The organism is Kitasatospora paranensis (assembly GCF_039544005.1).
GTDB classification, from domain to species: Bacteria; Actinomycetota; Actinomycetes; order Streptomycetales; family Streptomycetaceae; genus Kitasatospora; species Kitasatospora paranensis.
This window is the reverse complement of the sequence record NZ_BAABKV010000001.1, coordinates 8,112,376-8,137,088: the sequence shown is the minus strand read 5'-3', so window position 1 is coordinate 8,137,088 and position 24,713 is coordinate 8,112,376. Positions and strand designations below refer to the sequence as shown.

The window sequence follows — 24,713 nt, the reverse complement described above, 5'->3', positions numbered from 1 at the left end:
CAGCACATCCGGTACTCCTGTCCGTACCCGCGGGCCAGCACCCGCATGCACGGCGGTCGTGTCCGAAGATGCTCCGAGGCCCGCGCCCAAAGGGGTCAGTCGGCCGTGACGCGCAGGTTGGCCAGGACGGTCGCGCCGTCGGGGGTGGTGGCGAGGACGCGGCCGGAGCGGTGCCAGTGGGTGACCGCGTCGCCGTGCCGGCGGATGCCCGGGGCGTGCAGGTCGGCCTGCGGGAGGAACACGGTGGTGGTGGGCGCGGAGGCCGCGCCGGCGCCGGTGTGGAGGAGGACCCCGGCGCCGTAGGGGCCGGGCACCGCGAGCGCCCAGTGGTCCCCGTCGGCGACCGGTCCGACCGGCGCGAAGCCTTCGACCGTCAGTTCCGCACCGGGCCGGCCGGACGGGTGCTCGGTGGTCCAGCGCAGGACGGTCGTGGTCGGCGGCCCGTCCGCGGGCTGCGGGTCGGCGGTGAGCAGGCCGGCGGAGGCGAGCGCGGCGAAGCGGTCGGGAAGGTGCGCGTCCAGCCGCAGCCGGGAGCGGAGTTCCCAGCCGGGCAGGTCCCATCGCCACAGTTCGACGAGCGACGAGCCGTCGGGCAGCGTCGAGACCACGGCACCCGCGCACCCGGTGGGCGTGCGGGACAGCCGGCCGGCCAACCGCTCGCCGCCCGTGAGTTCGCGCCAGACCACGGTGGGCCGGGGCGCGAGGGTGTCCAGCACCGCGATGCCGTCGTCGCCGGCCGTGATCAGGTGCCGGCCGTCGAAGGACGGGACGATCTGCCGCGCGCGCAGTGTCGTCCAGGGGCGCACCGAACGGGTGGCGAGGTCGAGGCGGGCGACCTCCCGGGCCCGGCCGTAGCCGGCCACCAGCAGCGCGACACCGCCGTGGTCGGCGAGCACCAGTCGGTCGGCGGGCACGTCCCACCGGGCCTTGGTGCGGCCGTCCGCAGCCAGCAGCCGGACGCCTGCCTGGCCGCAGGCGACCAGGACGGCGCCGGAGGCGAGCCGCGCCGCGTCGAGCACCGGCAGGGTGCCGGGCCGGTCGGCGGCGGAGTGCGCGGCGGCGGAGCGCTGCGAGGAAGTCGCGCGGCGCGGCCCGGCCAGGTCGGCGGCGACCAGCGGGTCGGCGCGCTTCAGCAGCCGCCGGTGGCGGGCCTGTGCGTCCCGGTCCGCGAGGGCGCTGCCGAAGCCGCCGTCCCGGACGACGGCGCGGGCCGCCGCGGTGGCGAGTTCGCGGTCCGCGGCGGGGTCGGCGGCCGGGAGGTCGGCCAGGGCGGCGGCCAGCGCGGACCGGCCGGTCGCGGCCGCGTCCTGGTCGCCGTCGAGGACGGCCAGGGCGAGGGCGCGGGTGGCCCCACCGGCGCCGAGGGCCAGCAGGTGGGGCAGCGCGCGGCCCCGGGTCGCCCCGCCGAGTGCGACGGCGTCCCGCAGGTCGGCGGCGGCCGACGGGCGCAGCGACTCGTCCGGCCAGAGGGCGTCGACGGCGCCCAGGTGATCGCCGGCCTCCCGGCAGTGGGCGGCCCAGGCGGCGCGCAGGTCGCGGGCGGACGCCGGGTCGGCGGCCGCGAGGCGCTCGACGGCGGTGGCGAAGGCGGCCCGGCGGTGGGCCGTCCGGACGGCGCGATCGCGCTCTCCGGCCTGCCACCAGAGCCGGACCACGAGGTCGGCGGCGAGGTCGCGCCCCTCGGCCAGCTCGGCCGCCTGCGCGGTGCGGCCGTGCCGGTGCAGCAGGGCCACCGCCTCGGCCGGGGCGTCCAGCAGATCGGCGAGGACGAACGCGGCCTCGTCGATCCGGCCCGTGCGTTCCAGCTCCTCGGCGGCCCGGCGGTACAGGGCGGCGAGGTGCTGGTGGACGGTGGGCCCGGAGATCGGGGAGGCGGCGGCGGAGCTGTCGGCGTGGGGTGTGGGGCGCAGGTCTCCCGCGTAGCGGCGGGGCAGGCCGAGGGCGAGCCAGGGCTCCTGCCCGGCCGGCCGGTCGCCGGCCAGCCGGACGGCGTCGCGCAGGGCGTCCTCCCAGCGGCGCTGCTCGAACGCCCTGGTCAGCTCGCTCAGGTAGCGGGCGTGCCGGCCCTGGAGCAGCGGGCCCGCGGTACGCATCGCCAGCCGTGCCAGGAGCGGTCCCAGCCGGGGGCGGCGGGTGCCCCGGCGTGCCCGGCCGCGCGCGGGGGCCGTACCGGCGGGGCCGGTACCGGTGCCGGCGCCGCCCTGGCCCGGTGCGGCGCCGCGGCCGCGTCCGGGCGCGAGCGCGACGGCGAGGCCGACGCCGAGCGAGAGGAGCAGCGGGCCGACGTGCAGGCCGCGCTCCGCGATCAGGTGGGCGAAGCCCGCGACGAGAACGAGCAGGGCCAGCAGCACCACGAGGACGGGGACGGCCAGGGCGAGCGCACCGGCCGCGGACGGCCGCCCGAACCGCCCCGCCCAGGGCGGGAACGGGCGACGGGTGCCGGCCGACGCGTTCTCGATGAGCCGCCGGGCCCGGTCCGACCGGGGTGCGAGCCCGGCGGCCGCGCGCAGATCGGGCGACGGTCGCGGCGGCAGCGCCTCCAGCACGGGCGCGGGTGCGGGCTCGGCGGCGCCGACCGGTCGCGGGCGGTGGAGGATGACCCCCGACAGGTCGAGCCACTCGGACGGGTCCACTCCGGGCAGTTCGAGCATCCGGTGGTGAAGCGTCAGCCCTTGGGCGTCGATGACAAGGTGTCCGCTCCCGGCGGCGGACGCGTCGGCTCCGACGGCGGCCAGTGCGCCGTCGGCCGTCCGCACCACGGGCAGCCCGGGAGCCCGGTCGGCCCGCACCTCGACGGGGTCGGCGAGAACGAAAAGCCAGCGCCCGTCGGGCAGTTGTCGCAGGTCGGCACCGTCCTGCCAGGAGGCGAGGACGCGATCGGCGGCCTCGGCGGTGCCGATCACCGGCACGTCGAGGAGGAAGCCGACTGCGGTGACGGCGGCGCTGAACGCCGCGCCCGGGGTGGCGCTCACTGGATGTCCCCGATCAGGAAGTGGATCCGGCCGGTGTTGGCGTCGCCGACCACGATCCGGCCCGGCCGGGTCTCGGCGGCGATCAGCGGCGCGGAGGGGTGCACGGCCGGCGGTCCGGACCCGCCGGAGAATCGGGTCAAGGTCCGGACACCGTCGGCACGGACCCTGCGCACCAGGTGGCCGCTGCCGCTGACCGTGATGAGCGCGGGCTGCCGCCCCTCCTGGACGAGGCCGATCACCTCGGCGTTCTCGCGGAACGAGATCCGGCTCTCGTCGCCCCACGCGGTGCGCAGCTGCCACGTCCGGCCGTCGTCCGACCAGGCGTGCGAGCCGCTGCCGTGCAGGAAGTGCCGGGCGTGTTCCGCCTCGGGCAGCGGCTTGCCGCCGAACAGCCGCGGCTCGCGGGAGCGGTTGAAGTGCTGCCGCTCGTGCGAGCCGCTGCCGAGCGGGCCGTCGTCGGTGACACCGCCGTCCGCTGCGAGCCGCCACCAGTGGTCGGCCAGCGGCAGCAGCAGGTCGTCGCCGTCGCGCAGCAACGGCACGACCGGCCGGCCGGTCAGCTCCGCCGAGAGGGTGTCGCCGTCGACCCCGAAGGCCGCGAGGTCGGCGGTGTGGCTGCCGGGCCCGCCGAAGGGGCGGCCGCTGACGTACGGCGCGAGCAGGCCGTCCCGGACGTACAGGGCGATCAGGCGCCGGCCGATCCGGCCGGCGGCGAGCACGGGCCCGGGCAGGTCGTGGCGGCGCGACCGGACGACCGTGGCGGGCCCGCCGTCGTGGTTCGGCAGGTTGACGGCGAGCAGGGTGGCGGGCCGCCCGCCGCGGGCGAGCAGGGTGCGGGCGTCGGTGGTGAAGGCGGGCAGCGCCCGTCCGGCCGCTCCGCCGGCGACCGCCGCCGGCCCTCCGACGGTGACCGGCTCGGCCCGGCGGAACCCGGCGCCGCGCAGCGCCCGGACGGCTGTTCCGCTCGCCGGCAGCGGGAGTTCGACCGTTGTCCGGTCGAGCCGGACGACGACGTGGCCGGCCCCGTCGGCGGACCAGCGGGCAGGCTCGCTCCTCAGGACTCCGGACTGCGCAGGGAGCCGGTCGGCGAGGCGGGGCGAGGTCAGTACCCAGGCGCGGTCGGCGGCGTCCAGGCCGGCCAGGGCCCGCTGCACGTCTGCGGCGGTCGGGTCGGCCGGGCGGCGTGCGGCCAGCCAGGCGGGCAGCAGTTCGGAGAGGTCGCCGGTGAGCCAGCGGCCGGACGGGTCGCCGAGGACGCCCACGATCAGTTCGGTGCCGCGCGCGGCCGCCCGCCGGTGCAGCACGAGGAGCGCGGCCAGCTGGACCAGGCGGCCCGCGCCGGCCTGGGTGGGGCCGGTGTCGACCAGCACGGCGATCCGGCCGCGAACTGCCGGGGTGCGGAACTCGGGCGCCAGGTGGAGCAGTTCGCCGTCGACGAGCCGGCGCAGGAACTCGTCCGGATACTCGTCGGCGAGCAGCCACTCGGACGGCAGGAGCTGATCCGGCCGGCCGGAGCGCGCGAGGCCGCCGAGGCCGTCCGGGTCACCGATGACGTCGGCGGCGGGATCGTGCTCACCGATCAGCACGTCGAGGCGGCGCAGCAACGGGCCGAGAGCGACGGCGAGTTCGGTGGTGAGCACGGAGAGGGTGCCGGCCCACGGGGCCAGGGCGGCAGGCAGGCGGGTGGGCGTCATCGGCGGGCGCGTCATTGGAGGCCGTCCCCGGCGCCGTCCGCGTCCGCATCCGTGCGGGCCGGTCGGGTGAAGGCGTCGAGCGCCTCCGGGGCGGTGATCGGCGCAGGGGTGTCGGCGACCAGCGCGTGACCGGGGACGAGCACGCCGAGGCGGTCCGCCGCACCGATGACCCGCCGCCAGAGCGCCGCGGCCGGGACGGGGCGGGCGGTGGTGGGGACGAGCAGGCCGGCGTCGCGGCCCAGGTAGCGGGCGCCGTCGGCCCACGGCAGGTCCGCCTCCGCGCCGAGGACGAGCAGCGCACGGTCGGCGGCCGGCAGGGCCGCCTCGTCGTCGGCGAGCACAGCGAGGCGGGCGCCGCCGCGGACGCGTTCCCGGGTCGCCGCTGCGAGGGCGGGCACCGCGTCGCCCACCGCAAGGACTGCGGCCGCCGGCAGGGGCGGTTCACGGCGCTCCCAGCGGAGCGGAACGGACGGCAAGGACACGGGCGGCACGGACTCGAACGGCTTGGACACGGGCGGGGCGGGCCGGGCGGTGGTCACGACGGTGCGACCGCCGCGACCAGTTCGGCCCGTACGCCGGCCAGTGCGGCCGGCAGGTCGGTCGGGTCGAAGCCGGCGTCGATCTCCCGCAGCGCCGCCTCCAGCCGCAGGCGCGAGTCCCGTCCCCCGGGGAGGGTCCGGTGTTCGGCGAGCAGCGCGGTGCCGGTGCGGGCCAGCCGCTCGGCGCGCGCTGCCGTGCTGCGGGACATCTCCTCGGCGGCGTGCACCAGACTGCGGTTCGCGGCCTTCTCCACCAGGTCGGCGAGGGTGTCGCGGGCCAGCGCCTGGGTGTCGGCGGTCGGGGCTGTCAGCGGCAGCACCCACAGGTCGCGCGCGGAGGCGGTGCTCCGGCCGTCCAGCACGGCGGCGGCCGCGACCAGCTTCTGCGAGCGCACCGCCCGGCGGTCGCTGATCGGTACACCGGCGCCGCGCAGGCGGCGCAGGGCGCCACCGATCAGCGGGGTGACCTCGTCGAGGTCGCAGGCCCGGGCAGCGGCGGCCAACCGGTCGACGGCGGCGACCAGGCCTCCCGGTCCGGCGTTCGGCGCGGCGGGGCGGCGGCCGGCCTCCAGCAGTTCCTCCAGCCGGGCGTCGGCCACCGGCTCCACGAACACCCTGGCGAGGAAGCGGTCGGCGAAGGCGGCCAGGGCGGGATCGTCGGGCAGGTGGTTGGCCGCGCCGACGCAGACCCGCAGTGGGCTGGCGAGGACGGTGCGGCCGCGGCGGAAGACCCGCTCGTTGAGCAGTCCGAGCAGGGTGTTGAGAACGGCGGTGGACCCGAGGAACACCTCGTCCAGGAAGGCGATCTCGGCCTCGGGCAGCATCCCGGTGGTCTCGAACTCGACCCTGCCCTCCCGCAGTCCGCGCAGGTCGACGGGGCCGAAGAGTTCGTTCGGCTCGGTGAAGCGGCCGAGCAGGTACTCGAAGTAGCGACCGCCGAGCTGGCCGGCGATCCGGCGCACGGCCTCGGACTTGGCCGTGCCCGGCGCACCGACGACCAGCAGGTGCTCACCGGCGACCGCACAGAGCGTGACCACCTCGGCCACCGTCTCGCGGTCGATCATGCCCCGGCCGGCGGCGGCCACGGCCGCACCGACGGCCTCGGCATCCGCGGGCAGGGTGGGCGCGGCCGTCATGGCGGGGATGCGGGTCGTTCCGGTGTTGATCTCGGTCACGAGCACGGGAGTCTACGGGGGCCGGATCCGCGCCCACCAGCGGGTTTCCGATCGGCCCGAGGGACGGGCCCGGCACTCCTGCCCGCCCTCGGCGACGCGTCGCACGGCGGAGGGGACCCGCTCGCGACCGCGCGGGGCGGGAGAGCCGTCCGAGCACGCGTGCGGGCTCGGGGTCGACGTAGGGCCGGCCGGCCACGACGGCGGCGGCCGCCCTCCGCCACGCGACGTCAGGTCGGGTCATCAGTGGCGACCGCAGGTGCGGTCCAGGTTCGGGCCGGGGACGCTGATCCGGTCCGACGTTGGGGCGGAGGCGGACCGAGGACAACGATGTGCAGCAAGCGGGGGCTGTCAGCCCGGCAATGGTACGAGCCGGTCGAAGCGCGGTTCCACGGGTTCTCCCGTGCCGCGTCGGGCAGCTCAGCCGGTGTCACCGACCAGCCCGGTCACCGGCTGCTCCGCCACCGTCGCGGCCAGCCTGCGGAGCGAGTCGGTCGGGCGCGGAAGCGTGCCCAGCAGCGCGATGCCGGCCGCGCAGGCTGCCCCGGACGTTGCGGACCGGCCCGCCGCCGCCGCGGCGCGGGCGACCAGGAAATGCTCCTCGGCCACCCGGTGGCCGAGCCCGAGGCCGCGCCAGGCGAGGGTGCGGGCGTCCTCCCGCACCTGCAGGTCGAGATCCAGGGCGAGTTGGTCGCTGGAGGGCGCCGGTGGAGGACCGTCCAGATCGGCGACGGCCCGCTGCAGCGATTGCCAGGCCGCATCGACGTCGCCCGCACGTCGTTGCAGCGACGCAAGGTCGAGCATGGACGAGCCGCGCTGCTGCGGGTCGTCCTGGAGGCAGGCGTGCAGCGTCCGGGCGCGTGCGGCCTGGGCGAAGTCCCCGAGCGCAGCGAAGTGCCCGGCCAGGCTCCCGAGCAGGGTGCGGCGTCACGCGGTCCCGCGTCGTCGAGCAGGCGCAGCAGGATGGTGCGGGCCAGCTCGGTCCGGCCTTGGCGGCGGGCCAACCCGGCCCAGGTGCGCTCGTCCTCGTCCGCCGGATCCGGACCGTGGTGGGACTCGTCGCATTCAGCCGCCCACGCGCCCAAGTCCGCTGCCGCCGCCGGGAAGTTCGCGAGCGCGTAGTGGACGTCCGGGTCGGCACTGCGGAGTGACTGCAGGAGTTCGTGGTCGTCCGCGTGCCCGTGCAGACCGACCAGGACGGCGGCCAGGCGCAGCTCCTCGGTGTCGCCGAGCCGGGCCTCGGCCCGGAGCAGCGTCCGCAGCAGCGGGAGGTCGGCGGCCCGGCGGTCGTACTGCGCCGCGCGCAGCACGGTTGCGCGGCGCACTGGGTCCTCCGCGACCTCGGTCCTGCGTGTGCCGCCCGAGCGCAGGGCTGCGAGGTCCGCGTGCCCGGGTGCGAGGACGGTCTGCCACCGGGGTGGGCGCGGGAGATCATCCAGCAGCGCGTAGGCGCAGCCCTCGTCCGCGTTGAGGAGCACGAAGTCGGGCTCCGTGCGGCGCAGTGACCGGTGCAGCCGCCGGATCAGGTCCGGGTGCGGGTGCCGACGCAGTCCCAGCCCGGCCAGGAGCGTGCGGCGATCGGCGTCGAGCTGCGGCGCGTAGGACCCACGGATGTCGTCCTCGGCCCGGGCCGCGGCAGCGGTCGGCCCGGCGGCGTCCGTCCGGAGGTCGAGGCCGGTGCAGTCCCGCCAGCCGGGCAGCCCGATCAACACTTCGAGGGCCTCGTCCACGCTCTCGCCGAGCAGCCCGGCCTCGCCTTCGGAACTGGCGTAGAGCACCTCACCGCTCTGGCACAGGAAGTAGGTCCCGCCGGTGTCGTCCCCGGCCACCGCCTGCAGGGACGCTCCGGACGCCAGCCGTACGGCTTCACCGTGCTCGGCACGATCGAGGTCGAAGTCGAACGGGAACGCCGCGAGATCGGCCAGCTCCCGGTGCCGGCGCAGCAGTTCCAGGGCGCGATCAAGGCGGGTCATGGCAGGACGGTAACAGTGAGGCTTGTCCCGTCGCGCCTGACCGCAGCTGCGATCTCGCCAGAACGCCTGCCGCCTCGGCCTGTTCCTCGAAGCTGAGGTACTGCAGGTAGTGGTGGGCGGACAGAGGCCGGATGCGGACCAGCTCAGGACTCGAATGAGTCCTTCGCGCTGTGCCGCCGAGGGCGCTCGACACCGCTGCACGCCAAGAGTTCGGTCCCGGTGGCGTCGAAGTACAGAGTGAAGGACCAGAGCCCGTCCGCTGAGTCGATGATCCCGGTGCGCAGTTGCTCACCGCGGTGCCGTGCAAGGATCTCCACGGCCTCGTCGAGGCCGATGATCTCTTGCCGGCCACGGGCCAAGGACCTCTTCAACCTTGCTGCGGCGATACCGGCGACCTGCCACTTGGGCACATCCCTGTCCAAGATCCTCACGTCGGCGCCGGCGGCGATGGCCTCGCGTGCCGGCTTGCAGGCGCTGGTCTGGTCGGTGAGCATCGCGGCGATGTCGAGCCGGTGCGGGGGCTCGTCTTCGGTGGCCATGCGGTGACTGTAGAGACCGAGCGGGGGCGTCGCCACAGGATTCGGAGCGGCCAGGGCTGCTCGCGCCGCTGTTCGGGGTGTCCAAGTCGACGGCTGACCGCATCATCGACCACCATCGGCCCGCTGCTCGCGCTCAAGCCGCGGCAACCTTCCGCAAGGGCACCGTTCTGATCGTCGACGGCACCCTTGTCCCTATCCGTGACCACACGATCGCCGAGCAGTCCAAGAACTATCGGCGCTCCACCAACCACCAGGTCGTCATCGACGCCCACACCCGCCTGCTGTCATCCCCCACCGCCGGCCACGCGGCGGCGAGCTCACAGAGTGGCAAGCCGCGCGCAACCGTGGGCACGAGCAGGTCCGCGCCCGCGTCGAACATGTCTTGCGACGGTGCGATCCCTGGCGTCGTCCACGCACATCCAGATGCCGGCCCAGCCGACGACCTCTCGTGCCTCCAGCATCGCGGTCAGACGAAGGCGCACTCCGCGGTACTCATCCGCTTTGATCGTCTGAACGAGCGAGGCGTACAGCGGCTCGGTACGTGGCCGAAGGGCCGGTCCTTCCCTGCGAAAGCTCGTGGAGGCCGTCGACCGTCTCTGCCTCAGGCGGAACGCAGTCGGTCGCCCGGGCCCGGGATGGCGGGGGAACGTAACCGTCGCCGTCCTTCGGGTCATCGGCGTTCAGCCCCGGGCGCAGTTGGTCGGGCAGGAGGACGACACGGGCCGTGTCGGACAGGCTGCGGGGAGGTCGGCCGGGCCGATCCAGGAGTCGCCGTCCTCGATCCGGGGATCGGCCTGTTGCGCGTGGATGACGCCGCACAGCAGCACGACGTCGGCCGCGTCCACTGCGCACACGGCAACTTGCACGTCGAGCTCGGGCAAGGCGCTCGTGGCGGTCTTGCGGTAGCTGAAGTGCACCGCGTTTCCCCGCTCCGGGACCTGCGGATGCAGCCCGATCCGCCAGTCCGTGATCCTGATCGTGAGGGGGTACACCCTGTCCCCGCGCACCACGGTGACCGCACCGGCTGCGGCACCGGGCGTACGCTTCCCGGGCTCCCTCGCCGCAGTGAAGCAGCCGGCGAGGGCGACGGCCGCGCACCCGGCCATCGCGGTCCGGACTGCCCGATCGACATGACGGCGAGTCTGCCGTTGCACTCTGATTCCCCTTCATCAGTACGCCTTCGTGACCTGATGATCAGGACACGATCCTTGACGTGTGCAGCTCCCGAGGCCAGGACGGGGTCTGCCGCGGCCGACCGGATCACGCCCTCACGTCAAGGCGATCAGTCGTGGGCGAATGGATCGACGCCGTGCGGATGGCCCTGCTCGATCAGGACTGGCAGCAACTCCGCGACTCCGCCAGGTGACCGCACACCGTTCCGGCGGGCGTGAACCGGGTGGGGCGGGTGACCCTCCTGCTCCGCTGCACGGGCGGCGCACGGGCGACTGCCGGAGACTCGATATCAGGCGAACGACCGCCGCTCCCGGGACGCCGCATCTGCCTGCATCACTCGCACGGTCCGGCTCCTGCGGGCGGCCGACGGGCGCCAGGGCCGGGCCCGGCCGCAGCAGCCGCCGAGCCGTCGGCCCGGAGCGGCATCCGATCGCGGTGCCGTGAACCCGACGAAGGATCTGTACTGATGGCAACCGGCACCGTGAAGTGGTTCAACGCCGAGAAGGGCTTCGGCTTCATCGAGCAGGAGGGCGGCGGCCCGGACGTGTTCGTCCACTTCTCCGCGATCCAGACCAGCGGCTTCAAGTCGCTGCCCGAAGGCGGACGCGTGGAGTTCGACCTCACCCAGGGCCCCAAGGGCCCGCAGGCCGAACGCGTCGTCGTGATCGACTGATCCCGGCCCGCCTCCCCACCCGCACGACCCGGCCCCCGACTCGCCGGGGGCCGTTGTCGGGCCTGCCGCAAATCCCCGGGCACGAGGGATTCCGCACGCCCCACGACCCGAAGACAAAAGACCACCGGTCCGATGACAAAAGACCGCAGGTCTGTAATATGGGGGCATGGCGAGTTTCCAGCGTGCGCGCAGCGAGGAGCAGCGGGAGCTCCGGCGGCGGTCGATCCTCGGCGTGACCGCCGCCATGCTCGACGAGATGCCCGTCGGCGCGGTCACTCTCAACGAGCTGAGCCGTCGCGTCGGCCTGGCCAAGTCGAACGTGCTCCGGTACTTCGAGTCCCGCGAGGCGATCCTGCTGGAGCTGTTGGACTGGGCCTGGAAGCAGTGGACGGCCGAGCTGCCGGTGGCACTGGCGGCCGCGGTCGATGCGGCGGCGGCGCCGGGCGAACGGGCCGAGCGCTTCGCCGCTGCCGTCACCGGCTCCCTGGTGGGGCACCGGGTGCTGTGCGACCTGTTCAGCGCACAGGCGGGCGTACTGGAGCACAACGTCTCCCCCGAGGTCGCCGCCCGCTACAAGCGGGCAGCCCTCGCCAACCTCGACGACCTGGCCGCCCTCGCCCGCGTCCACCTGCCCGAACTGGGCGCGCAGGCACCACAGCTGGCCGCATCCGTGATCATGGTGATCGGCGCCGTGTGGACCCATGCCCGGCCGTCCCCCGCGATGCTCGCCGCCTACGCGGCGGACCCCGAGCTCGCCGTATGGCGGCTGGACTTCGCCACCGCACTGCGAGAAGTGCTCGCCACGCTCACCGCGGGCACGCTCGCCCGCACCTCCCCTGAATTCCGTCCCCGGGATCACCCCCCAGCACCTCCAGGAGCAACCGTGCGCGTCATCGTCTTCGGAGCGTCCGGCATGGTCGGTCACGGCGCGCTGCGCGCCTGTCTCCTCGACGACACCGTGACCGAGGTCCTCGCCGTCGTCCGCCGCCCGCTCCCGCTGGAGGATCCCCGGCTGCGGCAGATCCTCCACAGCGACTTCACCGACTACAGCGCCGTCCAGGACCAGTTGGCGGGCCTGGACGCATGTTTCTTCTGCCTGGGCGTCTCCGCTGTCGGCCGCAGTGAAGAGGAGTACACCCGCGTCACCCACGACTACGCCCTCGCCGCCGCCCGCGCCCTGGCCGCCGTGAACCCCGCGCTGACCTTCGTCTACGTCTCCGGCGAGGGCACGGACAGCACCGGGACGAGCCGCCTGATGTGGGCGCGCATCAAGGGCCGCACCGAGAACGACCTGCTCGCCCTGCCGATGAACGCGTACATGTTCCGCCCCGGCTACATCCAGCCCGTCGGCGGCGCCGTCTCGCGCACTCCGCTGTACCGCACCCTGTACCGCGTCACCGCGGTGCTGTACCCCTCCTGCGGAGCGCCTTTCCCCGCCACATCACCACCACGGACGCCGTCGGACGCGCCATGCTCGCCGTCACCCGGCTGAAGGGGGCCGGCCCCGACGTGCTGCGCAACCCCGACATCAACCGTCTCGCCGCGGCGGGGCCCGGACAGGCACCCGCGCCGGCCTCCCCCTGACGACCGGGCCGCGGGCCGCTCCGCACAGTACGGCCGCCCCGCGGGGCCGGCCGTCGGGCAGCACCCGGCGGCGGCATCGCGGCGCCTGCGCATCCGACGGATCGTCATATGGGTTTCCTGGCAGACCTCTTGTCAATTGGTATAGGCCAATCTAGGCTCGCTTGCGGTTCGCGGCGTGTCGGGTCCACGCCGGTCCGCCCGCCGCTCCCCGGGCTTTGCGCCGCCCCCACGAACCGGCCCGAAGTCTCCCGAGGAGAACCATGTCCTGGACCCGCAGACTCCTGGCCGTCGGCGCGCTGACGGCCGGCGTCGTGGTCACGGCCGCAGGCACCGCCGGCGCCCACGGTTCGCTCTACGGCCCCACCAGCCGCATCGCCGCCTGCTACGCGGAGGGCCCCGAGCACCCCCAGTCCCAGGTGTGCAAGGACCTCGTCGCGATGAGCGGCACCCAGCCGCTCTACGACTGGAACGAGGTCAACATCGCGAACGCCAACGGGAACAGCCGGCAGCTGATCCCGGACGGCAAGCTGTGCTCGGCCGACCGCGACAAGTACAAGGCGCTCGACATGGCGCGCACCGACTGGCCGGCCACCGCGGTCAAGGCGGGCGCCAACACGTTCACCTTCCGCGTCACCGCGGCCCACCAGGGCGTCATGACGCTCTACGCCACCAACAGCGGCTACGACCCCACCCAGCCGCTCAAGTGGTCCGACCTCGACCTGGCGAACCCGGTGGCGGTGTACGCCACCGGGCGGAGCGCCACCGACGGCTACTACACCTTCAACGGCACCCTGCCCAGCCGCACCGGACGCCAGCTGATCTACCTGGTGTGGCAGCGGACGGACAGCCCCGAGGCGTTCTACGGCTGCTCGGACGTCGACTTCGGCGGGGCCGCCACGGCCGCGCTCGCAGCAAAGGCCCCCGGCACCCCCACCGAGCAGCAGCTCGCCGCCGACGCCGGCCTGTCCACGGTGACACAGCACGACCACGGCGCCGCTGCCGCGGGGGCACCGGCCCAGGCCCTGGCCCTCGCACCGGTCTCCTACGCCACCGACACGGCCTCGTCCACGGCCATGCTGGGCGTGGTGGGCACGGGCCTGATCGCTGCGGCCGCGTCCGGAGTCCTCCTGCACCGCCGGATGCGGACCACCGCCGGCCGGGTGTAGCCGCACGGTCCTTCGGCCGGTCCGGACGCCCGCCCTTCGGAGTGGCGTCCGGACCGGCCGCCCGGCAGGAGCAGGCGCTCAGCCCTCGCTCTCCAGGAAGGTGAGCATGTCCTCCGCGTGCTCCTCCTCACGGGCGAGGATCTCCTTCAGGACCTGCGTGGTGGTGGGGTCGCCCGTGCCCAGCCAGTCGATCATCTCGGTGTAGGAGGCGATGGCGACCCGCTCGGCGACCAGGTTCTCCTCGATCATCTGCTGCAGGCCGGTCGCCGGCACGTACTCGGAATGGGCGCGGCCGGCCACCCGCGCCGGGTCCATGTCCGGGGTGCCGCCGAGCTGGGCGATCCTGGCCGCCAGCCGGTCGGCATGCTGCTGCTCCTCGTCGGAGTGCTCCAGGAACTCCTGGGCGACCGGTTCGGAGTTCAGCCCCTTGGCGGCGAAATGGTGTTGCCGGTAGCGCAGCGTACAGACGATCTCGGTGGCCAGCGCGGTGTTCAGGAGCTCGATCACCCGGGCGAGGTCCGCCCCGTAGGCGGCGGTCACCGGACCGTTCATGATCTCCTGGCGGGCCTTGGCCCGCAGGGTGTGGACATCGGTCAGAAAGTCGGCCATGGCTCCTCCAGGGGCAGGCGCACTGCGGGCGCAGCGCGCTGGCGAGCAGCGCCTGCCCGGCTTTCCGCGGATCATCCCCGCCCGCCGACACTCCCGGCGACCCTGGCCCGGCCTCCGCAGGCACTGCGCCGACCCGGGCCCGGCCTCCGCGCGGCCGGCGCGGAGCCACCCCGCGCAGGAGCGCGGGGGCGGCAGCGTGACGTGCGGAGCGCCGGGTCAGGTCACGGGTACGAGACCACGTCGACCGGGCTGGTACCGGTGGGCGTCACCGCCCCCGTGTCGTTGATGACGTGCGTGATCGTGCCCTGGTAGTTCAGCGAGACCGTCAGCAGCGAGTGGAAGCGGACTCCGCTGTTGTTGGGCACCTCGAAGGCGTGGTAATTGGCCACCGCGGGATTGACGTTGAAGTAGCAGTAGCTGCCCAGACCCCACGCCTCGTGGCTGGTGACGTTGTTGCCGACCTTGTAGGCGGCATAGCCGTTGACCGAGGCGGAGCTCTTCCAGGAGGCCTGGTCGGGCACGTCGTACGGGTTCTCGTTCTGGAAGAAGATGGTGCGACCGCCCTGGCCGTTCCAGACGACCTCGTACTTCTGGTAGTGCTCGACGAACAGGCCGGTGGCGAGTACGTCGTTGCCGTTGACGATCAGTCCGGTGTCGGCGGTGTTGGTGGTCCAGCCGATCGTTCCGGCGTTGCCGTGGTCGGCGCGCCAGGCCCAGATGTGGTCGACGACGGTGTTGCTGCTGTTGACCACCAGGCTGTTCGTGGCCTTGCCGGCGAGCTGGCCGCCGATCCGGAAGAACACGTCCTGGACGGTGGTCGGGTTGGCGGCGTGGCCCGCTGCGGAGCCGGACGGGCCGACGGTCAGCAGCGCCTGCGAGTTGGTGGTGCCGGCGTCGAAGAGCAGACCCTTGAGCCGGACGCCGTCCACGTCGGCGACCTGCATGGCGTTGACGCCGTTGTCGGGCACGAACGTCGGGTAGCCGATGCCGAGCACGACGGTGTTGGCGCGGGTGACGTTGAGCGTCTGGTTGAGGTGGTAGACGCCCGGGGTGACGAACAGGTTGCAGCCCTGGGAGAGGGCGTTGTTGATGGTGGCGGCGGTGTCACCGGCCTTGACGACGTAGAACTGGCTCATCGGCAGTGAGCTGCCGGGGGTGCTGCCGCTCGCCCAGCTCGGGCCGGTCGCGTTGGTGCGCAGGCTCGGCAGGAAGACCCGGTAGCGGCTGGAGCTGTCGACGTACAGGTACGGCACGTCCCGGGAGACCGGGGTGGTGGCGAGCACGGTCTCCGGCGGGGTGGGGAAGGTGTTGGCCGGGGCGCCCTGAACGCCGGAGAAGACCATGTTCCACACGCCGCCGTCCCAGCTGCCGAGGCCGCTGTCCCGCGTGTACCACTGCTGCTGCGAGATCGACGCCATCTGGCCGCTGACCTTGGTGTCGGCGACGTAGCCGCCGCTGGCCCAGCCGTAACTGGCCGGGTACAGGGCAAGGTTGCCGTGCACGTCGATCCGACGGAACGGGGCGGCCTGCGCCACCGCCCAGCGGTCCGTGCCACCGCCGGGGTTGATGGCGAGGTTCTCGGCGCTCCGCCAGAAGTTCTGGGTGGCGTTGCCGGCGTCCGAGGCGTTGAAGGCGTCCACGGTGACGTTGCCGTTGATGGTCACGTCATCGGGGTTCTGGCCGAGGCCCGCCACGGACGTGTAGAAGCCGACGTTGTCGTTGACGTTGTACGTGCCCGGCTTGAACAGGTCGGCCACCCGGTTGGAGCTGAACTGCGCCGACTGGGTGTCCTTCATCTGGTTGAAGTGGGCGTCCAGCTGCGCCTGGATGGTGGCGGCGGACATGCTCGGGTCGTAGATGTGGACGTTGGGACCGAAGTCCGGGGTGTCCGACTGCACCGGGCAGCTGGTCTGGGTGCCGCCGATGGTGTAAGTCGCCGTGGCCACCGCGGAGTCGGTGAGGCCCGACGCCTGGGCGAAGGCCTTGATGGTGCTGCTGGCGGTGACGCTGATCGGCCCGGAGTACACCGTGGAGGAGGAGTTGGGCGTGGAGCCGTCACGGGTGTAGCGGATCGTCGCCCCGGCGGTGGCGTCGGAGATCGTCACCGTCTGCGCCGTGGCGTACTGCCCGCCCGCGGGGCTGAAGCCCGGCTGCGCCACCTGGCCGCCGGTGCCGCCGCCGCCCTGCGTGTAGCCGAAGTGCGGCGTGTCGTACTGCGGGCCGCTCTTCTCGTAGGTGAACCAGTAGTCCAGGACGTTGCCGGTGGCGAGTCCGCCCACCGTCCAGGTCCACGTCCCGGAGCCGTTGACCATGCGGATGTTCTGCTGGTTGGCCGAGTTCACCAGGTAGTGGACGTCGACGTAGAGCGCGGGAGTGGTCGGGGTGAAGGAGATCAGCGCCTGGGTGGCGCTGGTGGCGGTCACGCTCTGGGTGTAGTCGGGGGACGCGGCGGTGGCCGTACCCGCCACCGACGTCAGGCCGACCCCGCCGAACAGTAACGCCAGGACGGCGAGCAGCAGTCGGACGCGGCGAGCGCCCTGCCGCGGCCGCGCGGCGCGCGGGAGGCTTCTGCGGTGCGTCATGCGGTGGTGGTCCTTCCCTGTTCATCACGGTGTGGGGGTGTGCGACGACACGGGACGGCACCGACCGGCCCCGGCAGGGGTTCGGTCGGCGTCGGGACACGGGCGAGCGCTGCTCGATGGGTGCGGTCGCGGTTCGGCGGCAGCTGACGGCGGGAGGGCGCCCCCGGCAGGAGCCGTGCTCGGGGCGCGCCGACCAGGCCCGGTTGGGGCGGGTCAGGTACGGCGGGCCCGGTCGGTGGGAGGCCTGGGAGCAGGATGGGTGGGGTGGGTGGGAGGGGTGGAAGGCGCTCAGCAGCAGGCGATGCTGAGAGCGCTCTCAGCCCCAGGACGGTACCAGCCACCCCTGGGGCGGCCAAGAGGGAACACAAGAATGGGCGCTCCGGTGACACGTCTCCAAGTTGCCCGGCAGCCAAGGCATCTGACTCTCGAACCCGTCGACATCGATGCGGGTGCGCCCATGGGCGGTCCGGTCACCCCGCCCCGGCCGCAGACTTTGACGCCCCCACCCACGACGTCTCCCTGGCGAGGAGAGAGCGCTTTCACCTGCGGGGTCACGGCACCGGCCGCGGCTCCCGGCCGGCGTCGCGCGCCGTCCGCGTGGGCGACTTCTCGTCCCCGGTCGCCGATTTCCGTTATCCGCGCAGACCTCTCGGATCTCCTGAATATCGCGGTCCGAGCGGCCGGAGGACAGCACGGTGGGCGGGAAGCACATGCGCAGCGAGGACAGGAAGCCGACAGTGGGAGAACCGGAGACGGGCCCCCTCGGGGCGCGCCGGCTCTCCACGGGCCGCGGCGGACCGGGAGGCTGGGGCGGGCACCGCCTCCTCCGCCTCGGTTCCCTCGTCCTGGCGGCCGGCGCGACCTCTCTCCTCGTGCTGGCTTCGTGCGGCTCGCCCCCGCGCACGCCGCACTCCACGCATGCGGGCGCACCCGGCCCCGACCGCACGGTGGCGGCCATGCCCGGCATGGCAGGCATGGCAGGCATGGCAGGCATGGCAGGCGTGCCCGCGACGGCCGGGGCTTCGGCCACCTCACCCGGCGACGGCCTCGCCGCCGAACAGGACGGCTACCGCCTCGACTCGCCGACGGTCAGCCTGCCGGCCGGGCGAGCGGTGCGTTACCCGTTCACCATCACCGGGCCGGACGGCCGCCCGGTCACCGCCTTCGCCGCGGTCCAGACCGAGCGGCTGCACTTCTACGCGATCCGCTCGGACCTCACCGGGTACCAGCACCTGCACCCTGCGATGGCTGCCGACGGCTCCTGGACCGCCGACCTGGCCCCTCTCGATCCGGGCAGTTGGCGGCTGTACGCCTCGTTCACCCCGGAGACCGGCCCCCGCAAGGGCCGGGAGTTCGTCCTCAGCCGCACCGTCGCCGTGCCCGGCACGGCGACCACCGTGCCACTGCCCGCCGCGGCCGGCAGCACCACGGTCGACGGCTACACCGTCACCGTCCAGGGCGATGCCAGGGCCGGCACGGCCTTCCCCTCACCGCCACCGTCGGCAAGGACGGTCGGCCCGTCACCGATCTCCAGCCGTACCTGGCCAGTTACGCGCACCTCAGCGCCTTCCACGAGAACGACCAGGCGCTGGCCCACCTCCACCCGATCACCCCGGTCGACGGGGACCACGGCGGGCCGACGCTGACCTTCTACGCCCTGCTCGGCAGGCCCGGGAACTGGCGGGTCCACCTGCAGTTCCGGACCGACGGGCACCTGCACACCGCCGCCCTCACCCTGCATGTCACCTGACGGACCGCCAGCGGCCCGTCCCACCGCGCAGCACGGCGCCGGCGGTGGGACAGGCCGGACACCGGACGCCTCGACCTGCGTTGCGGCCGTGCGCTCTGGCGGAGCACGGGGGTGGGGATGCCATGATGGGCCCGCCATGTCCACCCCTGGATCCGAGTCCGCGCCCGTGCCGGCCCGCGCCGCCGCGCTCGACCTTCGCGTGCTCCGGGCTCTGCCGTTCGCGACGGTCTGCGTCCTGCTGGCCACGGCGGGCCACGTCCTGACCTCGGGCAGCCGGGTGCCGCTGGGCGCGATCGCGGTCGGCTGGCTGCTCACCGGCGCCGCTGCCACCGTGGGGGCCGGGCGCGAGCGCTCGCTGACGACGATCGCCGGCGGTCTCGCAGCCGCCCAACTGGGTCTGCACTCGCTCTTCCACGCCGCACAGTCCCTGAACCTGCCGCCCAGGGCGGGCACGGCCGACCGGCCCACCCTGGGCGGAACGGCCGATATGACGGGAATGCCCGGCATGGTCGACATGCCCGGCATGGCCGACATGCCCGGCATGGCCGGGGTCGGCAGCGGCCGGCCGGGGTCGGGCGCTACTCACCTCACCGCCCGCGCCGCGCTCGACCCGCACTCCGCCACGGCAGCCGCCGCGCACGCGGCGTTCTGGTGCCACGCGGCGTTCTGGTGTCACGCGGCCTTCCTGGGCCTGAGTCCCGCCATGCTCACCGGCCACCTGGTCGCCACCGTCGCGGCGGGCTGGTGGCTGCGCCGGGGCGAGGCCGCCGTGTGGCGGCTGGTCCGTGGCACCGCCGAGGCCGCCTCGGACACCGCGCGGGCCTGGGCAGCACCGCTGCGGACCTTTCTCGCCCTGTTCGCCGCCCTCATGGACGGCCTCCCGACCGCGGGAGCGGCCTCCACGGGGCGCGGTGCGCCAAGCATCCGACCGCGGTGCGGTCCCTCGTCGGCGCTGCTCCGGCACTGCGTGATCAGGCGCGGCCCGCCGGCCGTGGCCGCTGCCTGACCGGACGGCGGTGCGCACCCGCGACCGCGGTGCGCCCTGTTCCGGTCGGTGGCGGCCGTACGACGGTCCTGATCACCTTTCGGCCACCCGCCGTGCACCGGCGCCCGTGCCGACCCGTCCCCGCCGTCCGCGCCGGGGAGGCGGCGGCGTGCTCCGGTGCCCGCGCGAGCGTGCCCGCTCCCGTACGGAGACCACACCCTTGACGAACATCCGCCCGACCACCCGCGCGCGCCGCGTCGCCGCGACCACCGCCCTCGCAGCCGCGGCCCTGCTGACCCTCGCCGGGCCGGCCTCCGCGCACGTCACCGTCCAGCCGTCCAGCGTCGCCAAGGACGCCACCGACCAGACCTTCGCCTTCCGGGTGCCCGACGAGAACGAGAAGGCCGGCACGGTGAAGGTCGAGATCGACTTCCCGACCGACCACCCGATCGCCTCCGCCATGGTCGCGCCGGTTCCCGGCTGGACGGACCAGATCCGAACCACCAGGCTCGCCGCCCCGATCCACACCGACGACGGCGACATCACCGATGTGGTGTCGCAGATCGTGTGGACGGGCGGCCGGATCACCCCTGGTCACTTCCAGGACTTCACCGTCGACTTCGGCGCACTGCCGGACGGCACCGACAAGGTGGTCTTCAAGGCTCTGCAGACCTACGACGACGGGAGCGTCGTCCGCTGGATCGAGGAGCCCAAGGACGGCCAGCCCGAGCCCGAGCACCCTGCCCCGGTGCTCCGGCTGACCGCCGCGAACGCCTCCGACGACGCCGCGAGCGCCAAGCCGGCCCCCGCCGCGCCGAGCGCACCGGCCGGAGCGGGCGGCACGACGGCCGGGAGCGCGAGCAGCGACTCCACCGCGCGGGGCCTCGGCGTTGCGGGCATCGTGGTCGGCGTGGTCGGCGCAGCGGCGGCCTTCGCACTCGGCCGTCGCAGCCGGAACACCGGAGGGCCCGGCACTGCGGCCTGACGTCCGGGGCCGGTGCGGACACCTTTCGCACCGGCCCCACCGGGCCCACCGGGCCCACCGGCGAGCGGCCAGGTTCGGCGCGCCACCAGCCGATCACCGAGAAATCTGCCGTCAAACACTCGATCGGGCAAGATCACCGCATCGGGGTAAAACCAGCGGCTCAGCAGGCCATCCGGCGGTACCGACGACTAGCTTGCTTGCGGGGAAGAGCGGATGTCGCGCAGGACGCGGGCATCCCGTTGCCCAGCTCCCGGTCGCACAGGACGTGGACGTGGACCGGTTACCGCTCTTATGAAGGAGTGCCTGCCCGATGACGGTGGACACCAGTCAGCACATGCAGTCGGAGCCGACCGGGCAGAGCAGCCTGGGCACGGCGGCTGCGCGCAACCTTGCCACCACCACCAAGTCCGTACCGCAGATGCAGGAGATCACCTCCCGCTGGCTGCTGCGGATGCTCCCCTGGGTGGAGACCAAGGGCGGCACCTACCGGGTGAACCGGCGGCTGACCTACACCGTCGGGGACGGGCGCGTCGAGTTCGTCCAGGACGGCCCACACGTCCGGGTGATCCCCCGCGAACTCGGTGAACTCGCCGTCCTGCGCGGCTTCGAGGACGAGGCCGTGCTGACCGCGCTCGCCGGCCGCTGCGTCCAGCGCGACTTCCGGGCGGGCGAGGTGCTGGCCGAGCGCGGCGCTCCCGCCGAGCGGATCCACCTGATCGCCCACGGCCGGGTCAGCCAGTCCTCGGTGGGCCGCTACGGCGAAGCCGTCGCCGTCGCGGTGCTGGCCGACGGCGACCACTTCGGCGAGAGCGCTCTGCTGGACGCCGATGCGACGTGGGACTGCACCACCACGGCCGAGACCGCCGGCACCCTGCTCACCCTCGCCCGCGCCGACTTCGATGCCGTGCTGTCCTCGGCGCCGCAACTCCGCTCCCACGTCGAGCGGTTCACCGCGATTCCGCTCCAGCGGCAGAACAAGCACGGCGAGGCCGAGATCGCGATGTCGGCCGGCCACACCGGCGAAGCCCGGCTGCCCGGCGCGTTCGTCGACTACGAACTCAACCCGCGCGAGTACGAGCTGTCGATCGCCCAGACCGTCCTGCGGGTCCACACGAGGGTCGCCGACCTCTACAACGAGCCGATGAACCAGACCGAGGAGCAACTCCGGCTCACCATCGAGGCGCTGCGCGAACGCCAGGAGTACGAGCTCATCAACAACCGCGAGTTCGGCCTGCTCCACAACGCCTCCTTCAAGCAGCGGATCCAGACCCACTCCGGTGCGCCGACCCCGGACGACCTCGACGACCTGCTCTGCCGCCGGCGCGGCACCCGGTTCTTCCTCGCCCATCCCCGGGCGATCGCAGCCATCGGCCGCGAGTTCAACGCCTACGGGCTCTACCCGGACCACGTCGACCTCGGCGGACAGCAGGTCCCGGCCTGGCGCGGAGTCCCGATCCTGCCCTGCAGCAAGATCCCCATCACCAAGGAGAACACCACCTCGATCCTCGCCATGCGCACGGGCGAGGACAAGCAGGGCGTCATCGGTCTCCGCCAGACCGGCCTGGCGGAGGAGTACGAGCCGGGCCTGTCGGTGCGGTTCATGGGCATCGACGAACGCTCGATCATCTCCTACCTCGTCAGCACGTACTACTCCGCGGCGATCCTGGTCCCCGACGCGCTCGGCGTCCTGGAGAACGTCCAGATCGGCCACCGGCACAGCTAGCAGCGGAACAGCCAGCACCGGCGCAGCCAGGGCCTGTCGTACAGGTCCCGCCACCCCGCGCGACGCCCGGCCACGTGCCGGGCGCCCGGCGCCGCAGGTCGGCGCGACCCGAACGGCCCGGCGGACCCCGGCGCGGTCGGCACCCTCACCCGGTCCCTGCCGGCCGGGCCCACGGCGTGCGCTGCCCCGGACCGGCCGGGCGCGCCGGACGCAACCGTATGGCGCCCGACGCCCCCGGCCTGCCGCCATGCCGCCCGCGGTACGTCCATCGGGCCGACCTGACGGCAACCACCGCAGAACACTCCCCCGGCCCGACCCGGCATGCCCGGATCCGGGACGTCCCGACACTTTCAGCTAGGAGCCACGGATGCCCGTTCCTGCGCCTCCCCCCGTGCAGCCGAGCCTGCCGGCCGCCGCCGCCCACCCGGGGGCCCCCGCTCACGGGCGCGGCACCGGCACCGGGGGCGGCCGCCTGCCCGGACCGCCGTCCCTCCTCCCTCCCGCTCCGACCGCCCTGCAGGCCCCGGGCAGCACTCCGGCCGCGGAAGTCGCGCCGCAGGTACCGGAGATGCCGCACCGGCCGGAGATTCCGCACAGCCCGGAGATCCTGAAGCGGATCCTGCGCGGTCCCAGCGGCCTGGGCACGGCGGGGCTGTACTTCGCCCGTCAGGAGGAACCGTCAGCACCCGCCGAACCGGCGGCGGGCCGTCCCGTCCCGGGGCTCTACCACCACCCGGTTCCCGAGCCCGACCCCGTGCGGGTGGAGGAGGTCGGCCGGCGGATCAAGGCCTGGGCGGTGGACGAGGTCGAGCTGTTCCCCCGGACTGGGAGGACCAGTTCGACGGGTTCTCCCTGGGGCGTTACATGGTCGCCTGCCATCCCGATGCCCCCACGGTCGACCATCTGATGATCGCCACGCGGCTGATGGCGGCGGAGAACGCCCTCGACGACGTCTACTGCGAGGACCACGGCGGCTCGCCCGTCGGGCTCGGCGGCCGCCTGCTGCTGGCGCACACCGCTCTCGACCCGCTCCACACGACGACCGAGTACCAGCCGGACTGGGCGGCATCGCTCCAGGCCGACGCGCCACGGCGGGCCTACCGCTCGGCCATGCAGTACTTCGTCCAGGAGGCCAGCCCGTCGCAGGCCGACCGGTACCGGCACGACATGGCCCGGCTGCACCTGGGGTACCTCGCGGAGGCGGCCTGGGCCGAGACGGACCACGTCCCGGAGGTGTGGGAGTACCTGTCGATGCGTCAGTTCAACAACTTCCGCCCCTGCCCCACCATCACCGACACCGTCGGCGGCTACGAACTCCCGGCGGACATCCACGCGCAGCCCGCCATGCAGCGGGTCATCGCGCTCGCCGGGAACGCCACCACCATCGTCAACGACCTGTACTCGTACACCAAGGAACTCGCCAGTCCCGGCCGGCACCTGAACCTGCCGGTGGTGATCGCCGAACGCGAGGGCTGCTCCGTCCGCGACGCCTACCTGAAGGCCGTCGAGGTCCACAACGACCTGATGCGCGCCTTCGAGGCCGAAGCCGCCGAGCTTGCCGCCGGCTGCCCGGCCCCCGACGTGCTCCGCTTCCTGCGGGGCGTGGCCGTGTGGGTCGACGGCAACCACTACTGGCACCGGACCAACACCTATCGCTACACCCTGCCCGATTTCTGGTAAGAACGGATTCACCTGTGACCAACACCGACCTCACCGCCACCGTCGCCCCGGCGTTCATCCCTTCCCCGGCGACGCCCTACCAGGGCGACATCGCCCGCTACTGGGACCACGAGGCCCGGCCCGTGAACCTGCGCCTGGGCGACGTCGACGGCCTCTACCACCACCACTACGGCATCGGTGACATCGACCACGCCGCCCTCGGCGACACCGAGGACAGCACATACGAGAAGAAGCTGATCGCCGAGCTGCACCGCCTGGAGTCGGCGCAGGCCGAGGTCCTTCTCGACCACCTCGGGTCCATCGGGCGCGACAGCACGCTCGTGGACGCCGGCTGCGGCCGCGGCGGATCGATGGTGATGGCCCACCAGCGTTTCGGCTGCAAGGTCGAGGGTGTCACCCTGTCGGCCAAGCAGGCCGACTTCGCCAACCGGCGCGCCCACGAACTGGGCATCGACGACTCCGTTCGCGCCCGGGTCTGCAACATGCTCGCCATGCCCTTCGAGACCGGGCAGGCCGCGGCTTCGTGGAACAACGAGTCGAGCATGTACGTCGACCTGGACGACCTCTTCGCCGAACACTCGCGGGTCCTCGGCGTCGGCGGTCGCTACGTGACCATCACCGGCTGCTGGAACCCCCGTTACGGCCAGCCCTCGAAGTGGGTCTCCCAGATCAACGCGCACTTCGAGTGCAACATCCACTCCCGCCGGGAGTACATGCGGGCCATGGCCGACAACCGGCTCGTGCCGCAGGCCGTCATCGACCTGACCCCGGCGACCCTGCCGTACTGGGAGCTGCGGGCCACGTCCTCGCTGGTCACCGGTATCGAGGAGGCGTTCATCAACTCCTACAAGGACGGCTCGTTCCAGTACCTGCTGATCGCGGCCGACCGCGTCTGAACCCCGGCCGGGCACGGA

At 73.6% G+C, this 24,713-nt stretch carries 17 protein-coding genes and 3 pseudogenes; 11 read left to right on the top strand and 9 right to left on the bottom strand.

From position 1 onward, the window contains the following. Positions 1 to 95: 95 nt before the first annotated feature. From ABEB13_RS38695 to ABEB13_RS38670, 6 genes are all read right to left on the bottom strand, one after another. The gene (locus ABEB13_RS38695; protein ID WP_345709288.1) at positions 96 to 2,972 is read right to left on the bottom strand and encodes a bpX6 domain-containing protein; all 2,877 of its coding nucleotides are present in this window, start codon (positions 2,970 to 2,972) and stop codon (positions 96 to 98) included. Next, positions 2,969 to 4,666, bottom strand: coding sequence for a hypothetical protein (locus tag ABEB13_RS38690; protein WP_345709287.1), 1,698 nt, complete (start codon positions 4,664 to 4,666; stop codon positions 2,969 to 2,971). Before ABEB13_RS38690 ends, ABEB13_RS38695 begins: the two co-directional genes overlap by 4 nt. Positions 4,667 to 4,677: 11 nt before the next feature. Continuing rightward, positions 4,678 to 5,148, bottom strand: coding sequence for a bpX5 domain-containing protein (locus tag ABEB13_RS38685; RefSeq protein ID WP_345709286.1), 471 nt, complete (start codon positions 5,146 to 5,148; stop codon positions 4,678 to 4,680). A 53-nt stretch (positions 5,149 to 5,201) separates the two neighbouring features. Then, positions 5,202 to 6,380: an AAA family ATPase gene (locus ABEB13_RS38680; RefSeq protein ID WP_345709285.1), complete on the bottom strand. Its 1,179-nt coding sequence runs from the start codon at positions 6,378 to 6,380 to the stop codon at positions 5,202 to 5,204. Positions 6,381 to 6,823: 443 nt separating this feature from the next. Beyond that, complete coding sequence (locus ABEB13_RS38675) at positions 6,824 to 8,350, bottom strand: hypothetical protein (RefSeq protein WP_345709284.1); 1,527 nt, start codon at positions 8,348 to 8,350, stop codon at positions 6,824 to 6,826. A gap of 143 nt (positions 8,351 to 8,493) precedes the next feature. Continuing rightward, positions 8,494 to 8,889 (bottom strand): hypothetical protein, encoded by a 396-nt coding sequence (locus tag ABEB13_RS38670; RefSeq protein ID WP_345709283.1) that lies wholly within the window; start codon positions 8,887 to 8,889, stop codon positions 8,494 to 8,496. Between the two features lie 59 nt (positions 8,890 to 8,948). Between ABEB13_RS38670 and ABEB13_RS38665 the strand changes: the two are divergent. Beyond that, positions 8,949 to 9,319 (top strand): annotated as a pseudogene (locus ABEB13_RS38665) (IS5/IS1182 family transposase); the annotation flags it as partial. 250 nt (positions 9,320 to 9,569) lie between these two features. Here the strand turns inward: ABEB13_RS38665 and ABEB13_RS38660 are convergent. Beyond that, complete coding sequence (locus tag ABEB13_RS38660) at positions 9,570 to 9,806, bottom strand: hypothetical protein (protein WP_345709282.1); 237 nt, start codon at positions 9,804 to 9,806, stop codon at positions 9,570 to 9,572. Positions 9,807 to 10,528: 722 nt separating this feature from the next. Here ABEB13_RS38660 and ABEB13_RS38655 point away from each other — a divergent pair. From ABEB13_RS38655 to ABEB13_RS38640, 4 genes and pseudogenes are all read left to right on the top strand, one after another. Further along, positions 10,529 to 10,735 (top strand): cold-shock protein, encoded by a 207-nt coding sequence (locus ABEB13_RS38655; protein WP_345709281.1) that lies wholly within the window; start codon positions 10,529 to 10,531, stop codon positions 10,733 to 10,735. Between the two features lie 166 nt (positions 10,736 to 10,901). Further along, positions 10,902 to 11,570 (top strand): annotated as a pseudogene (locus ABEB13_RS38650) (TetR/AcrR family transcriptional regulator); the annotation flags it as partial. Between the two features lie 78 nt (positions 11,571 to 11,648). After that, the gene (locus ABEB13_RS38645) at positions 11,649 to 12,227 is read left to right on the top strand and encodes a Rossmann-fold NAD(P)-binding domain-containing protein (RefSeq protein ID WP_345709974.1); all 579 of its coding nucleotides are present in this window, start codon (positions 11,649 to 11,651) and stop codon (positions 12,225 to 12,227) included. Between the two features lie 352 nt (positions 12,228 to 12,579). Then, the gene (locus tag ABEB13_RS38640; protein WP_345709280.1) at positions 12,580 to 13,485 is read left to right on the top strand and encodes a lytic polysaccharide monooxygenase auxiliary activity family 9 protein; all 906 of its coding nucleotides are present in this window, start codon (positions 12,580 to 12,582) and stop codon (positions 13,483 to 13,485) included. 78 nt (positions 13,486 to 13,563) lie between these two features. Here ABEB13_RS38640 and ABEB13_RS38635 read toward each other — a convergent pair whose 3' ends face one another. Continuing rightward, on the bottom strand, positions 13,564 to 14,094 hold the full coding sequence (locus tag ABEB13_RS38635) for a ferritin-like domain-containing protein (protein ID WP_345709279.1): 531 nt from the start codon (positions 14,092 to 14,094) through the stop codon (positions 13,564 to 13,566). A 221-nt stretch (positions 14,095 to 14,315) separates the two neighbouring features. Then, positions 14,316 to 16,676, bottom strand: coding sequence for a chitobiase/beta-hexosaminidase C-terminal domain-containing protein (locus ABEB13_RS38630; RefSeq protein WP_380230426.1), 2,361 nt, complete (start codon positions 16,674 to 16,676; stop codon positions 14,316 to 14,318). A gap of 974 nt (positions 16,677 to 17,650) precedes the next feature. Here ABEB13_RS38630 and ABEB13_RS38620 point away from each other — a divergent pair. The 6 genes and pseudogenes from ABEB13_RS38620 to ABEB13_RS38595 all read left to right on the top strand — a co-directional run bounded on the left by ABEB13_RS38620 (position 17,651) and on the right by ABEB13_RS38595 (position 24,695). Then, complete coding sequence (locus ABEB13_RS38620) at positions 17,651 to 18,322, top strand: hypothetical protein (protein WP_345709278.1); 672 nt, start codon at positions 17,651 to 17,653, stop codon at positions 18,320 to 18,322. A 240-nt stretch (positions 18,323 to 18,562) separates the two neighbouring features. Beyond that, positions 18,563 to 19,432, top strand: a complete 870-nt coding sequence (locus ABEB13_RS38615) for a hypothetical protein (RefSeq protein WP_345709277.1) — start codon at positions 18,563 to 18,565, stop codon at positions 19,430 to 19,432. 199 nt (positions 19,433 to 19,631) lie between these two features. Continuing rightward, a complete protein-coding gene (locus tag ABEB13_RS38610) occupies positions 19,632 to 20,396 on the top strand; it encodes a YcnI family copper-binding membrane protein (RefSeq protein ID WP_345709276.1) in 765 nt (254 codons plus the stop codon). Between the two features lie 310 nt (positions 20,397 to 20,706). Continuing rightward, positions 20,707 to 22,119 carry a family 2B encapsulin nanocompartment shell protein gene (locus ABEB13_RS38605; protein ID WP_345709275.1) on the top strand — a complete coding sequence of 471 codons (1,413 nt, stop codon included), beginning with the start codon at positions 20,707 to 20,709 and terminating at the stop codon, positions 22,117 to 22,119. 367 nt (positions 22,120 to 22,486) lie between these two features. Beyond that, a pseudogene (locus ABEB13_RS38600) lies at positions 22,487 to 23,799 on the top strand (family 2 encapsulin nanocompartment cargo protein terpene cyclase). Between the two features lie 14 nt (positions 23,800 to 23,813). Then, positions 23,814 to 24,695, top strand: coding sequence for a geranyl diphosphate 2-C-methyltransferase (locus tag ABEB13_RS38595; RefSeq protein WP_345709274.1), 882 nt, complete (start codon positions 23,814 to 23,816; stop codon positions 24,693 to 24,695). The last annotated feature ends 18 nt before the right edge of the window (positions 24,696 to 24,713 follow it).